General features: G+C 58.0%; 10 protein-coding genes. 6 read left to right on the top strand and 4 right to left on the bottom strand.

Features of this window, described 5'->3' with window-relative positions:
- The first annotated feature begins 102 nt into the window (after window positions 1-102).
- A complete protein-coding gene (gene lptF / locus CMQ96_RS23675; protein WP_004128284.1) occupies window positions 103-1,200 on the top strand; it encodes an LPS export ABC transporter permease LptF in 1,098 nt (365 codons plus the stop codon).
- Window positions 1,200-2,282, top strand: a complete 1,083-nt coding sequence (lptG, locus tag CMQ96_RS23670; protein ID WP_004136150.1) for an LPS export ABC transporter permease LptG — start codon at window positions 1,200-1,202, stop codon at window positions 2,280-2,282. Before lptF ends, lptG begins: the two co-directional genes overlap by 1 nt.
- Before the next feature lie 42 nt (window positions 2,283-2,324).
- Here the strand turns inward: lptG and CMQ96_RS23665 are convergent, their stop codons facing one another.
- Both CMQ96_RS23665 and CMQ96_RS23660 read right to left on the bottom strand, forming a co-directional pair.
- Window positions 2,325-3,827 (bottom strand): helicase HerA-like C-terminal domain-containing protein, encoded by a 1,503-nt coding sequence (locus CMQ96_RS23665; RefSeq protein ID WP_049088898.1) that lies wholly within the window; start codon window positions 3,825-3,827, stop codon window positions 2,325-2,327.
- Window positions 3,828-3,913: 86 nt separating this feature from the next.
- A complete protein-coding gene (locus tag CMQ96_RS23660) occupies window positions 3,914-4,735 on the bottom strand; it encodes a TIM barrel protein (RefSeq protein ID WP_098067425.1) in 822 nt (273 codons plus the stop codon).
- A gap of 361 nt (window positions 4,736-5,096) precedes the next feature.
- Between CMQ96_RS23660 and CMQ96_RS23655 the strand changes: the two genes are divergently transcribed.
- Both CMQ96_RS23655 and iolB read left to right on the top strand, forming a co-directional pair.
- A complete protein-coding gene (locus CMQ96_RS23655) occupies window positions 5,097-6,602 on the top strand; it encodes a CoA-acylating methylmalonate-semialdehyde dehydrogenase (protein ID WP_004136147.1) in 1,506 nt (501 codons plus the stop codon).
- A gap of 18 nt (window positions 6,603-6,620) precedes the next feature.
- Window positions 6,621-7,430: a 5-deoxy-glucuronate isomerase gene (gene iolB, locus CMQ96_RS23650; protein WP_004136145.1), complete on the top strand. Its 810-nt coding sequence runs from the start codon at window positions 6,621-6,623 to the stop codon at window positions 7,428-7,430.
- A gap of 196 nt (window positions 7,431-7,626) precedes the next feature.
- Here the strand turns inward: iolB and CMQ96_RS23645 are convergent, their stop codons facing one another.
- The gene (locus CMQ96_RS23645) at window positions 7,627-8,484 is read right to left on the bottom strand and encodes a MurR/RpiR family transcriptional regulator (RefSeq protein WP_004098142.1); all 858 of its coding nucleotides are present in this window, start codon (window positions 8,482-8,484) and stop codon (window positions 7,627-7,629) included.
- 151 nt (window positions 8,485-8,635) lie between these two features.
- Window positions 8,636-10,549 carry a 5-dehydro-2-deoxygluconokinase gene (gene iolC, locus CMQ96_RS23640; protein WP_014227681.1) on the bottom strand — a complete coding sequence of 638 codons (1,914 nt, stop codon included), beginning with the start codon at window positions 10,547-10,549 and terminating at the stop codon, window positions 8,636-8,638.
- Between the two features lie 526 nt (window positions 10,550-11,075).
- Between iolC and iolD the strand changes: the two genes are divergently transcribed.
- Together iolD and CMQ96_RS23630 are read left to right on the top strand one after the other, a co-directional pair.
- Entirely contained in the window at window positions 11,076-13,016 is a 1,941-nt protein-coding gene (gene iolD, locus CMQ96_RS23635) for a 3D-(3,5/4)-trihydroxycyclohexane-1,2-dione acylhydrolase (decyclizing) (protein WP_098067424.1), read from the top strand.
- A 48-nt stretch (window positions 13,017-13,064) separates the two neighbouring features.
- Window positions 13,065-14,078: a Gfo/Idh/MocA family protein gene (locus CMQ96_RS23630; protein WP_004136140.1), complete on the top strand. Its 1,014-nt coding sequence runs from the start codon at window positions 13,065-13,067 to the stop codon at window positions 14,076-14,078.

The following is a 14,078-nucleotide window of genomic DNA, read 5'->3' as shown; positions in this document are numbered from 1 at the left end:
ATCTTAGCGATGTTTTCGACGACCAAAGAGAATAAATGACGTTTAAGCCATGAAACAAGCAATTTTCCTGCAATAAAACGGGTTTTTACGGGCGTATTTATAGTGATAATCATAAGATATCTGGTTCGTGAGACGCTGAAAAGCCAGTTGGCGATCCTATTCATCCTGCTACTCATTTTCTTCTGTCAGAAACTGGTCAGGATCCTCGGCGCCGCTGTTGATGGCGATATCCCGACCAATCTGGTGCTCTCGCTGTTAGGGCTGGGCGTACCTGAAATGGCGCAGCTCATTCTGCCCCTGAGCTTATTCCTCGGGCTGCTGATGACGCTGGGCAAACTGTATACCGAAAGCGAAATCACGGTGATGCACGCCTGCGGCCTGAGCAAGGCCGTGCTGGTGAAAGCCGCCATGATTCTGGCGCTCTTTACGGGCATCGTCGCGGCGGTCAACGTGATGTGGGCCGGCCCCTGGTCTTCTCGTCACCAGGATGAAGTGCTGGCGGAAGCGAAAGCGAACCCCGGCATGGCGGCGCTGGCTCAGGGCCAGTTCCAGCAGGCCAGCGACGGCAGCGCGGTGCTGTTTATTGAGAACGTCAACGGCAACCGCTTCAGCGACGTTTTCCTCGCTCAGCTGCGGCCGCGAGGCAACGCGCGCCCGTCGGTGGTGGTCGCGGATACCGGCGAGCTCTCGCTGCGTAAAGACGGCTCGCAGGTGGTGACCATGAATCAGGGCACCCGCTTTGAAGGCACCGCGATGCTGCGCGACTTCCGCATTACCGACTTTAAAAACTATCAGGCGATTGTCGGCCATCAGGCCGTGGCATCCGATCCGAACGATACCGAGCAGATGGATATGCGCACCCTGTGGCGTACCGATACCGATCGCGCCCGGGCGGAGCTGCACTGGCGCTTCACGCTGGTCGCGACGGTGTTCATCATGGCGCTGATGGTGGTGCCGCTTAGCGTGGTGAACCCTCGCCAGGGCCGCGTGCTGTCGATGCTGCCGGCGATGCTGCTCTATCTGGTGTTCTTCCTGCTGCAAACGTCGATTAAATCGAGCGGCGGTAAAGGCAAAATGGACCCGATGATCTGGATGTGGGCGGTAAACCTGCTCTATTTCGCGTTGGCCGTGCTGTTGAACCTGTGGGATACGGTGCCGATGCGCCGCTTCCGTGCCCGTTTTAACAAAGGAGCGGCGTGATGCAGGCGTTTGGGGTACTTGACCGTTATATCGGTAAGACGATTTTCAACACCATCATGATGACCCTGTTCATGCTGGTTTCCCTCTCCGGCATCATCAAGTTTGTCGACCAGCTGAAAAAGGCCGGGCAGGGCAACTATGATGCGCTGGGGGCCGGAATCTACACGATTCTCAGCGTGCCGAAAGATATCCAAATCTTCTTCCCGATGGCGGCGCTGCTCGGCGCGCTGCTGGGGCTGGGGATGCTGGCGCAGCGCAGCGAACTGGTGGTGATGCAGGCTTCAGGCTTTACCCGCCTGCAGGTGGCGCTGTCGGTGATGAAAACCGCGATTCCGCTGGTGCTGCTGACCATGGCGATAGGCGAGTGGGTTGCCCCGCAGGGCGAGCAGATGGCGCGTAACTATCGTGCTCAGCAGATGTACGGTGGGTCGCTGCTTTCCACGCAGCAGGGGCTGTGGGCGAAAGACGGCCATAACTTTGTGTATATCGAGCGGGTAAAAGGCAGCGATGAGCTGGGCGGAGTGAGCATCTACGCCTTTAACGACCAGCGCCGCCTGCAGTCCGTTCGCTATGCCGCGTCGGCCAAATTCGATACCGAGAATAAGCTCTGGCGGCTGTCGCAGGTGGATGAATCCAACCTGACCGATCCGAAACAGGTCACCGGAACGCAGACGGTCAGCGGGACCTGGAAGACCAACCTGACCCCGGATAAGCTCGGCGTGGTGGCGCTGGACCCGGACGCACTGTCCATCAGCGGCCTGCACAACTATGTCACCTATCTGAAGTCCAGCGGTCAGGATCCGGGCCGCTATCAGCTCAATATGTGGAGCAAAATCTTCCAGCCGCTGTCGGTGGCGGTGATGATGCTGATGGCGCTGTCGTTTATCTTTGGCCCGCTGCGTAGCGTGCCAATGGGCGTCAGGGTAGTGACCGGGATCAGCTTCGGCTTCATCTTCTACGTGCTGGACCAGATTTTCGGCCCGCTAACCCTGGTATACGGCATTCCGCCGATTATCGGCGCGCTGCTGCCGAGCGCCAGCTTCTTCTTGCTGAGCCTCTGGCTGATGATGCGCAAATCCTGACGTAACGCGCCCCCTTCCTGAAGTCAGAAAGGGGGCGTTTTTTTAGCGTTTCCGCCCGCCAAGCAAGCTTCCCAGCATTCCCCTGACTATCTGGTTGGTCACCTGACGCACCGCGCTCTTGGCTGCCGTTTGTACGATACCGTCGCGTTTGCCACCGCGCGGCCCGGTGGTACCGAACAGAATGTCTTTTAATCCGCCGAGCAGGCCGTCGTCATCGCCGTTTTGCTGGCCTTTTACCGGCGGCGACTGCTGTTGCTCCGTTGTGCTCTGAACGCCCTGTTGCAGCCTTTCAAAGGCCGATTCACGGTCGATCTCTTCTTCATATTTCCCGTACAGCGACGAGTGGTTAAGCAGTCCGTTACGTTCGTCATCGGTGACCGGCCCCATACGCGAGCAGGGGGCGATAACCATTGCGCGTTCCACTATTGAAGGGCTGCCTTTCTCATCAAGAAAGGAGATCAGCGCCTCCCCCGTGCCCAGCTCCTGGATCGCCTGTTCGGTATTGAACGCCGGATTCGCGCGCATGGTTTGCGCGGCGGTTTTTACCGCTTTTTGATCTTTCGGCGTGAAGGCACGCAGAGCGTGCTGCACGCGATTGCCCAGTTGCCCGAGTACCGCATCGGGAATGTCCGCCGGGTTTTGCGAAACGAAATAAACACCGACGGCCTTAGAGCGAATCAGGCGGATAACCTGCTCGATTTTATCCAGCAGCACCTGCGGCGCATCGTTAAACAGCAGATGCGCTTCATCAAAGAAAAAGACCAGCTTTGGCTTCTCCTGGTCGCCGGCCTCCGGCAGCCGTTCGTAAAGCTCTGAGAGCATCCACAGCAGGCTGGCGGCGTACAGCTTCGGCATCTGGTAGAGCTTCTCGGCGCTCAGGATATTAATCACCCCTTTACCCTCAGCGTCGACGCGCATCCAGTCCTGAATATCGAGCATAGGTTCGCCGAAAAAGTGCTCCGCGCCCTGCTGCTCAAGGGTAAGTAACCCGCGCTGAATCGCCCCAACGGAGGCGCTGCTGATATTGCCGTACTGGTTCTGAAACGCTTTGGCGTTGTCGCCAATGTATTGGGTAATGGCGCGCAGGTCTTTAAAGTCGAGCAGCAGCAGCCCGCGATCGTCGGCGATACGGAAGATGATATTCAGCACCCCGGACTGAACCTCATTGAGGTTGAGCAGGCGCGCCAGCAGCAGCGGCCCGAGATCGGAAACCGTGGCGCGCAACGGGTGGCCTTTTTCGCCGAAAATATCCCATAGAACCACCGGATTAGCGTGCGGCTGCCAGTCCGTTGCGCCGATTTTTTCCAGACGCGCCTGCAGCTTTTCCGAACTTTGGCCCGACTCGGCGATACCGGTGAGGTCGCCTTTCACATCGGCCATAAATACCGGAACGCCGATCTCCGAGAACGACTCCGCCAGCTTTTGCAGGGTGACGGTTTTACCGGTCCCCGTGGCGCCGGTAATTAAGCCGTGGCGGTTGGCCATAGCGGGCAGTAAATGCAGCTGTTTATCCAGCGTGCGGGCAATCAGCAGAGGTGCGCTCATGATCGATTTCTCCATTTATCCTGCTGCGAGTATAGGCAACCTGATGACAAAAGGAGGGAAATCACGCGCGCCTTCGCTTATTCGCTTCAGGCGCAGTGGCGCTGAATTAACGCGATGCTCTGCTCGATTTCGCGGCGGATATCGTCTTCGCTCCAGTTTGCCAGCTCCGGCGCGAAGGGCTCGAACGCATACACGCCCTGATAGCCGCGCGCCTCCAGGTTTTTGACCTGCTCGCAGCTTTGCAGCTGGTCTTTTGCGCTCAGCATGATGCGCTCATTGTCGGTAAGGGCTTCGCGCGGGCGGGTATCCTCTACGCCGGAAAGATGGACCAGACCGATTTCGCCGATATCCACCTGGTTAAACTCCTGCTCCGCCTGCGGATAAAGATGATGATGGAAGGTATCGATCAGCAGCTTAAACGGCACCCGCGCGTCGTGGATTAGCGTTTGCGCCTGCGCCGAGGAGCGCAGCGAGCTCTGCGGGAAACCGAGCGGTTCCACCAGCCCCTGAATGCCGTAGAAGGCGAATAGCGGCGCCAGGTCGCGCAGGGCGTTAAGGGTTTCGCTCGCCGGAACCTCGGTACCATCGTTCAGCGGGCACAGCACCAGCGATTTGGCGCCAACGGCTTTGGCTTCTTTTAACAATGACTCCGTCAGGCTACGAACCTCTGCGGTGCGGCAGTTGAAGGGGTAGACCGCGTTGATCGTGAGGATCTCAATATGGTAGCGGTCAGCCAACTCCCGCACCTGCTGATGGCTCAGGTTGTCGGTTACTTTTCCGCTGGGGAGGTCGTTACGTAGCTCGACTTTGTTCAGCCCGAGGCTGTTCACCAGCCGGAAAAAGGCCTCAATGCTGAGTGACGGGGCGATCTTGCGGTTGATGCAGAAACGTTGCGATGCAATAGCCATTTTGACTCTCCTGAAACGTAGGGATCGAATTCGTTCGAATGCCTCATAGTCAAAACATTTATTCCAAAATTAGCAATGTATGAAATGGCGGTTTTTTGAGCCGACTCGCAAAATATTTTTCTGTTGTGCTTTCATTGCTGCTGGTTCCAGGATGCGCTACGTCTAATCTCTTTTTAACGGACTTTAGCGCGTAAGGCGGCGTTTCCTTACAATAAATTGCGACCATCGTCACCAAAATTGAATTTCATTAGCTATCAATATTGAAATATTAATTTCATTTTACTACGGTTATAGCACAGCAGATCCAGTAATGGGCCGTACTGCGTTGGCCCCCGATACCCCATACAGATGAGGCGAGAGCATGACTATCACAGGAAACTTTATTGGCGGGAAAACCGTTACCAGCGGCAGCAACAAAACAATGCCGGTATTCGACCCCGCGACGGGCAAAGTGGTCCGCGAAGTCACGTTATCGACCGCGCAGGAAGTCTCTGACGCCATTCAGGTGGCGCGTGATGCTTTTGAGAGCTGGTCGCGCACCACGCCGCTGCGCCGCGCGCGCGTGATGTTCAATTTTAAAATGTTACTGGAACAGCATGCTGAAGAGCTGGCGGGGATTATCGTCAGCGAGCACGGTAAAGTGTTTTCCGACGCGATGGGTGAGCTGACGCGCGGCATGGAAGTCGTCGAGTTTGCCTGCGGTATTCCGCATCTGATCAAAGGGGAGTTCTCATCGGATGTCGGCACCGGCGTTGATAGCTATTCGCTGATGCAGCCGCTGGGCGTGGTGGCGGGCATTACGCCGTTCAACTTCCCGGCGATGGTGCCGATGTGGATGTTCCCGCTGGCGCTGGCCTGCGGCAACAGCTTTGTCCTCAAGCCGCCAGCGCTGGCGCCGACCGCCGCGGTGCGTCTGGCGGAATTGCTGAAAGAAGCAGGGCTGCCGGATGGCGTCTTTAACGTGGTGCACTGCAGTAATGAAGACGCTGAGCAGCTCTACCGGGACCCGCGGATCGCGGCGGTAAGTTTCGTGGGCTCGTCCGGCGTGGCGGAGCATATTTATAAAACCGCCAGCGCCTATGGCAAGCGAGTACAGGCGTTTGGCGCGGCGAAAAACCACGCGATTGTGATGCCGGATGCCGATCTGGATGCCACCGTGAACGCCATTATGGGCGGCGCGTTCGGCTCGGCGGGCGAGCGCTGCATGGCGCTGCCGGTGGTGGTCGCCGTCGGCGATGAGACGGCGGATAAACTGATTGCGCGCCTGAAGCCGCTGGTGGAGTCCCTGAAGGTGGGGCCGGGCTGTATGCGCGGAAAAGAGGAGAACGAAATGGGGCCGGTCGTCTCCGATACCCATCAGAAAAAAGTGCTGGGATATATTGATAAAGGGGTCAGCGAGGGGGCGACGCTGGTGGTTGATGGCCGTAAGCCGCAGGTGCCAGGGTTTGAAGAGGGGTACTACGTTGGCGGAACGCTGTTCGACAACGTCACGCCGGAGATGACTATCTGGCGCGAAGAGATTTTTGGCCCGGTGCTGGGGATTGTCCGCGTGGCGGATTACCACAGCGCGCTGGAGCTGGTGAACAGCCATGAGTTTGGCAACGGCAGCGCCGTCTTTACCAGCAACGGCCACACCGCGCGTGAATTTGTCCATGATGTCCAGGCCGGAATGGTTGGGGTCAACGTACCGGTACCCGTTCCCATGGCCTTCCATAGCTTTGGCGGCTGGAAACGCTCCGTATTCGGCGCACTGAACGTGCATGGCCCGGACGGCGTGCGCTTCTATACGCGTATGAAAACCGCCACCGTCCGCTGGCCGCAGGGTCAGCAAACCGTATCTGAATTCAGTATGCCGACGTTAGGCTAATCGGCGAAGGAGAGCGCCATGTCTTTACTGGCTAAAGCAAAAAAAGAAGGGCAGATTCAGCACATCACCCCACAGAGCGCGGGGTGGAAGTACATTGGTTTTGATGTCTGGATGTTAAAGAAAGGACAAACCGTCACCCTGGAAAGCGGCGATCGCGAACTGTGCCTGGTGCTGGTCGCCGGCCTGGCTTCGGTAAAAACCACGCGGGCGGATTTCCCGAACCTCGGCCAGCGTATGTCGCCGTTTGAGCGGACGCCGCCCTGGTCAGTCTACGTGCCGCCGCAGGATAAAGTCGAAGTGACGGCAGATTCAGACCTCGAGCTGGCCGTATGCAGCGCCCCGGGTAAAGGAACTTTACCGGCTCGAGTTATCTCCCCGCAGGACGTGGGCGTAGAGCATCGGGGTAAGGGGCGCAACCAGCGCCTGGTGCACAATATTCTGCCGGATAGCGCGCAGGCGGACTGCCTGCTGGTGGTGGAGGTTTACACCGAGGAAGGGGCGACCAGCTCATGGCCGTCGCACAAGCACGATACGGCGCTGCCGGGCCAGGAAACCCAGCTGGAAGAGACCTACTATCACCGTTTCGATCCGCCGCAGGGTTTTGCCTTCCAGCGCGTCTACACCGATGATCGCAGCCTCGATGCCTGCATGGCTCCCTACAACCACGATGTGGTCATGGTGCCGCGCGGCTACCATCCGGTGGCGGCGATTGCCGGGTATGACAGCTACTATCTGAACGTAATGGCCGGTCCGGATCGCAAATGGATGTTTACCTGGGAAGAGGATCACGCGTGGATCAACAGCCCTGATTATCCCCGCCACGATTAACATTGGTTGATAATAAAAAGGCCGGTTAGCAACGCTAGCCGGCCTTTTTGATCCTATAGCCCGAATAAGATCGTCGTCGCAATTCTGGCACATCCCCGGCTTGCGCTGCGCTTAGCCGGGCTACGGGTTTACCGTCGTCTGCGGACAAGTAGCCCGGATAAGACGTTTACGTCGCCATCCGGGAGGCATGAAAAATTTAAGCCAGCTGCTTCGTTTCTGCATCCTTGCTGCTGTTCAGCGCCAGCGAGACCGCCAGCGTCTGGGCCAGGCACAGCGAGGCCACCTGCGAACGGAAACCATCAACCTGCGCCTCGCGCACCACAAAGCAGACGTCGCTGAAGGCCGCCAGCGGGCTGACCTGGCTGTCGGTAATCGCTATCTGTCGTGCTTTACGCTGCGCGCCGAGCTCCACCAGTTCAACCACTTCCCGCGCATACGGAGAGAAGCTCACCGCCACCACGACATCTTTCGGCCCGACCAGGCTGAGCTGCTCGGTAAACATGCCGCCCAGACCGTCAATCAGAAATGCTTTACGGTCCAGATGGCGCAGAGCGTAGGTCAAATAGGAGGCGACGCTAAAGGAGCGGCGCAGGCCAATAACGTAGATATTCTCCGCTTCCGCCAGCAGCGCGACCGCGCGCTGCAGATCGTCGCCGGAGGTCTGCATCGCCAGCTGCTGCAGCGCCTGGGTATTGACCATGGTGAACATATTCAGGATTTCGGTCGGCGTTTCCGGCGGGGTTGCGTCATCCGTCGTGGTCTGGCGGAACAGACGCGCGCGCTCGGTATAGTTAGCCGTCTCTTCCATCAGATGCTGCTTGAACATCTGCTTCATTTCGTTGAAGCCGCTAAAACCAAAGGCGTTAGCGAAGCGGATCAGCGTGGAAGGGGGGACATCAGCTTGTTGCGCGATAGAGGCCACGGTGTCGAAAGCCACGCTATTGCTGTTATCGAGAATATAGCGGGCTACCTGTTTCAGGCGTTTGCTTAACGTGTCGTAGCGACGCCTGATTTCATCCTGCAAGATGGTAAGTTGGGTCGGATTATTGGCCATAGATTGCGCTCTGAGAAAATGAAAGGAATATAATTTCCAGTGTATCAAATGAAGCGAATTTTTCATTTACTACGATGAAATACGCGATTCATTTCACGAAGATCCAGAAAAAAGCCCGCATCTTCGAAAGAGGATGCGGGCGGGGGCTGAATCAGCCGCGGGCTTCTCGCCAGTAGCCGATGAGCGTAAGGTAGTTGCGTTTCACTTCGTTAATCAGCGCCTCGTCGCTGAGCTCGCCCTGCATCCAGCGCCGTGAAGGCTGGCCAAAAATGGTGCGTCCTACGGCAAAACCTTTGATCATCGGATGCTTCGCCGCTTCGGCAAAACCGGCGCGCAGACGGTCCGAAGGGGCGTCCAGGCCGAGGATTAAGATCCCGCGGCACCAGCTATCTTCTCGCGCGATCAGTTTGCCGATCCTTTCCCATTCCGCGCTCGACAGCGGCGGCAGCTTCCACCAGTCCGGCTGGATGCCCAGCTGATAGAAGTGCTCCAGCATGTCGTGGTAGTGGCGTTCATCTTTATCCGGGCCGTTTTCCGGCAGGATGATTTCCAGCAGCAGCTCATGCCCGGACTTGTTGCACGCCTGCCAGACCTCCAGCAGCAGCGCATCCTGTTCGGCGCGCAGCTCGGCGGGATCGGCCGGATGATAGAAGACCAGGCATTTCACCACGTGCTCCAGCGGCCAGTCGATCAGCTGGGAACCGATGTTGCCATGTTCCAGGCGCAGCGGGCGCGAGCTCGGCATTTCAATCGGCCGACCAATCCACCAGCCCTTGCCGGTGATGGCATTGAGCGAGCGCTGGCCGTAGGTGCCATCGGCGAGGATGCCGCTGCGACCGTCAAGACCGGCTTCGTCTGCGGCGGCTTCCGCGGCCGCCAGCAGCAGCAGCTTCAGTTGCGGAATGCAGGATTCATCACGCCCGGTTTCCAGCGCCAGATCTGCCAGCTGTTTACGGTGGTCAAAGGCGAAAATGCACAGCTCCGGCCACGCCTGGCGGCGGCTGGTGACGCGATGCAGATGGTTGAGGCGATCGTCGATATCCGGACGCGGGACCGATTCTGCCCGCGACAGATAGTCGTCAAGCTCGGCTTTGGTCGGCATCGCGGGCGCGCAGCCGTGGCGTGAAACCACCAGCGCGCCGCAGGCGTTAGCGTAGCGACAGGCCTGCTCCCAGCCTTCATCGTTAAGCCAGCCGCGCAGCAGGCCGGACATAAAGGCATCGCCCGCGCCCAGCACGTTAAGCACGTCTACGCGTACGCCCTGCTGTAGCGGCACGCTATCCCAGCTGTCGGGAATGGCGCCTTCCAGCACCACGCAGCCCATCGGGCCGCGCTTGCAAACCAGCGTCGCTTTCGTGGCGTTACGCACGTTTTTCAGCGCGGTCAGGGTATCGGTGCTGCCGCCGGCAATATGAAACTCTTCTTCAGTACCGACCACCAAATCGAACAGATGCAGGACTTCCTGCAGTTGGCTGGTCACCTGGCCGGATTCAATGAAACGCGTTTCACCGTCACCTAAAGAGGTTAAACCCCAAAGCACCGGACGATAGTCGATATCCAGCGCGGTGCGCAGGCCGTGACGGCGTGCGTACTCCAGCGCCTTCAGCACCGCTTCGCGCGTGTTGGCGTGCGAAAGGTGGGTGCCGGTTACCGCCAGCGCCCGGGAAGAGGCGATGTACTCTTCCTTAATATCTTCTGGCGAAAGGGCCATATCGGCGCAGTTATCGCGGTAAAAAATCAGCGGAAACGTCTCCTGATCTTTAATCCCCAGCATTACTAACGCCGTCAGGCGCTGCTTATCGGTGATCAGATATTCGGTATCGACGCCGGCGCGGCTCAGGGTTTCGCGAAGAAAACGGCCATTATGCTCATCGCCCACGCGGGCGAGCATCGCCGATTTTAATCCCTGAATGGCGGTGCCGAAGGCGACGTTGCCGGAAGAGCCACCCAGGTATTTAGAAAAACTGGCGACATCTTCCAGCCTCGCGCCAATCTGCTGGGCATAGAGATCGACTGCCACCCGGCCAATACAGATGACGTCGAGTCGCTTTACTGCTGCATTCATAGCTAGGGTTTCCTTTTGCATTTCTGCTGTACGGAAGAGTCGGACTGCCGACAGCGTCTCCGAAAACAGCCTGAGGGTTATTGGTTACCCTTAGTTTGAGAAATAAATATTTCATTTGCAAACTAGATCGAAATTAAAAAACCAAAAATGTGAGGGATATACCACTATGCCGCGCTGAGCCTCATTCTGCCTCGGATCCTGCACAGCGGCTGAAAGTTAAACGGACGTCAGTTGAACATCTATCTTTACCTATGATTTTTAAGGGGATATTAAGAGGTGGACCGCGTAATTTGCGCGTTATCCCCGATACAGGATGCGAATGAAACGGGTGAAATGCATAGAGAGTTTGATCCCTCTCGCAAAATGAAATATTTCTTCTGTATTTCTATTTAATGAAAAAAATGTTTGCCTATAATCCAAAAGTATTCCAGTGACGTTAACGATTTTCCTGACTCATCGCTCGTATCGCTGCGCAAGGCAAAACGCTAACCCACACGCAAATACTGAACAATAAGGATTGGGCAACATGGGCAAACTGAGACTGACAATGGCGCAGGCGCTGGTGAAGTTCCTGGATAACCAGTACCTGGAAGTCGATGGCGAAGAGCATAAGTTCGTCAAAGGCATCTTTGCTATCTTTGGCCACGGCAACGTGCTGGGAATGGGGCAGGCCCTTGAACAAGATAGCGGTGAAATGCGGGTCTATCAGGGGCGTAACGAGCAAGGGATGGCGCATGTCGCTACCGGTTTTGCCAGACAGTCCCTGCGTCGTCAGATTATTGCCTGTACCTCCTCCATTGGCCCCGGCGCGGCAAACATGATTACCGCCGCCGCCACCGCGACTGCCAACCGCATCCCGCTGCTGCTGCTGCCGGGCGATGTGTTTGCGACCCGCCAGCCTGATCCGGTGCTGCAGCAAATCGAACAGAGCCACGATCTCAGCATTACCACTAACGACGCGTTTCGCGCGGTGAGTAAATACTGGGATCGCATCACCCGTCCGGAACAGCTGATGAGCGCCTGCATCAACGCCATGCGCGTGTTGACCGACCCGGCGGAAACCGGTGCGGTCACGCTTTGTCTGCCGCAGGATGTCCAGGGCGAAGCCTGGGATTATCCGGAGTCGTTCTTTACCCGTCGGGTACACCGCCTTGACCGCCGCCCGGCCAGCGCCGCGCAGCTGGCGGATGCCGTGGCGGCGATTAAAGCCAGCCGTAAGCCGCTGATCGTCTGCGGCGGCGGGGTGAAATACTCCGGCGCAGGCGAGGCGTTGACCCGTTTTGCCGAGCGCTACGGCGTTCCGTTTGCCGAAACCCAGGCGGGTAAAGGCAGCGTTGTCTCTTCGCATCCGTATAACGTGGGCGGCGTCGGCGAAACCGGCTGCCTGGCGGCGAACCTGTTGGCGAAAGAGGCGGACTTAGTCATCGGTCTTGGCACCCGTTTCAGCGATTTCACCACCTCGTCAAAATGGATTTTCCAGCACCCGGGCGTGCGCTTCCTCAATATTAACGTCAGCAACTTCGATGCCTGGAAGCTGGATGGGATTCCAATGCTGGCGGATGCCCGCGAAGCCCTCACTGCCCTGGACGGCGCCCTGTCCGGCGAATCCTGGCAGGCTGGCTGGGGCGAGCAGATTGAAAGCGTGCAGAGCCGCCAGCTGAAAGAGACCCAGCGGGTTTACCAGGCGGTGTGGCAGGAAACCGCTTTCGTCCCGGAAATCGACGACCATCTGGATCGGGAATCGGTGTATCGCGAATTTCGCCAGATAACCGACTCCACCCTGACGCAAAGCAGCGTTCTTGGCGTACTTAATGAAACGCTGCTGGCGGATGCGGTGATTGTAGCGGCGGCGGGGAGCCTGCCGGGAGACCTGCAGCGCGTCTGGCGCAACCGGGCCACCAACACCTATCACGTTGAATACGGCTACTCCTGCATGGGGTATGAAGTCAGCGCCGCGCTGGGCGTGAAGTTAGCCCAGCCGCAAAGCGAGGTCTATTCGCTGGTCGGCGACGGCTCGTTCATGATGCTGCACTCCGAGCTGGTGACCTCCCTACAGGAGCGCGCGAAGATCAACATCGTGCTGCTCGACAACATGGCCAACGGCTGCATTAACAACCTGCAAATGGAGCACGGGATGGACAGCTTCGGCACCGAGTTCCGCTTCCGCTGCGCCGAATCGGGCCAGCTGCAGGGCGGCCTGGTGCCGGTAGATTTCGCCACTGTCGCTGCCGGCTACGGCTGTAAAACCTGGCGCGTCACGACGCTAGAAGAACTACGCCACGCGCTGGACGCCGCGCGCCGCGAAACCGTCAGCACCCTGATAGACATTAAAGTGCTGCCGAAAACCATGGTGCACAAATACGGCAGCTGGTGGAACGTCGGCGTCGCGCAGTCTGCGCTCTCCGAACGGATCCGCAAAGTGGCGCAAATGATCAATGAAAAACGCGCTCAGGCGCGGGATTACTAAAACAGAACACAAACCCTGAACCCTACAAATCTCGGGAGAAAACCAACTATGTCACTCAAATTAGGTGTCATCGGTGCCGGCGCTATCGGTAAAGAACATATCCGTCGTTGCACTCAGGTACTGCAGGGAGCCACGGTAGTGGCGGTTTCGGACATCAACGAAGAGAACGCGCGCGCCGCGGTTGCGCTGCCGGGCGTGCATGCCGAAGTGTACGCCGACGGTCATGACGTGATTAAGGCCAGCGATGTGGATGCCATTCTGGTCACCTCATGGGACCCCACCCACGAAGAGTACACGCTGGCCGCCATCGCCGCTGGGAAGCCGGTGTTCTGCGAGAAGCCGCTGGCGATGAGCGCGGAAGGCTGCCGCCGTATCGTTGATGCGGAAATGAAAGCCGGTCGCCGCCTGGTGCAGGTTGGATTTATGCGCCCTTACGACGAAGGCTATCTGGCGCTGAAAAAAGTGATCGATGACGGCGACATCGGCGCGCCGCTGATGCTGCGCTGCGCGCACCGCAACCAGTCGGTGGGCGAGAATTACACCACCGATATGGCGATCACCAACACCCTGATTCACGAGTTGGATGTGCTGCGCTGGCTGCTGAATGACGACTATCGCTCCGTGCAGGTGCGCTTCCCGCGCTCCACGTCCCACACCCATGCGCGCCTGAAAGACCCGCAGATCGTGTCGTTTGAAACCAAAAAAGGCACGCTGATCGATGTGGAAGTCTTTGTGAACTGCCAGTACGGCTATGACATCCAGTGTGAAGTAGTAGGGGAAACCGGAATTGCCCGCCTGCCTGAGCCGTCGGCCGTGCAGATGCGCAAAGCCGCTAACCTGTCGACCGCTATTCTGACCGACTGGAAGGATCGCTTTATCAAAGCGTATGACGTTGAGCTGCAGGCCTTTATCAATGATGTTCAGGCCGGCCAGCTGCATGGCCCATCGGCGTGGGATGGCTACGCGGCGTCCGTCGCTGCCGACGCCTGTATCAAAGCGCAGGGAACCAGCGACCCGGTTGAGGTGACGCTGCCTGAATGCCCGGCATTCTACAAACGCTAA

The organism is Klebsiella sp. MBT K-1, from assembly GCF_002556465.1.
Classification (GTDB): Bacteria; Pseudomonadota; Gammaproteobacteria; order Enterobacterales; family Enterobacteriaceae; genus Klebsiella; species Klebsiella grimontii.
This window is presented reverse-complemented; position numbering and strand designations above follow the sequence as displayed.

Excerpts from the sequence above, each read along its gene's own strand:
- lptG (WP_004136150.1), top strand. The coding sequence starts at position 1,200 with ATGCAGGCGTTTGGGGTACTTGACCGTTATATCGGTAAGACGATTTTC.
- CMQ96_RS23665 (WP_049088898.1), bottom strand. The coding sequence starts at position 3,827 with ATGAGCGCACCTCTGCTGATTGCCCGCACGCTGGATAAACAGCTGCAT.
- CMQ96_RS23660 (WP_098067425.1), bottom strand. The coding sequence starts at position 4,735 with ATGGCTATTGCATCGCAACGTTTCTGCATCAACCGCAAGATCGCCCCG.
- CMQ96_RS23655 (WP_004136147.1), top strand. The coding sequence starts at position 5,097 with ATGACTATCACAGGAAACTTTATTGGCGGGAAAACCGTTACCAGCGGC.
- iolB (WP_004136145.1), top strand. The coding sequence starts at position 6,621 with ATGTCTTTACTGGCTAAAGCAAAAAAAGAAGGGCAGATTCAGCACATC.
- CMQ96_RS23645 (WP_004098142.1), bottom strand. The coding sequence starts at position 8,484 with ATGGCCAATAATCCGACCCAACTTACCATCTTGCAGGATGAAATCAGG.
- iolC (WP_014227681.1), bottom strand. The coding sequence starts at position 10,549 with ATGAATGCAGCAGTAAAGCGACTCGACGTCATCTGTATTGGCCGGGTG.
- iolD (WP_098067424.1), top strand. The coding sequence starts at position 11,076 with ATGGGCAAACTGAGACTGACAATGGCGCAGGCGCTGGTGAAGTTCCTG.
- CMQ96_RS23630 (WP_004136140.1), top strand. The coding sequence starts at position 13,065 with ATGTCACTCAAATTAGGTGTCATCGGTGCCGGCGCTATCGGTAAAGAA.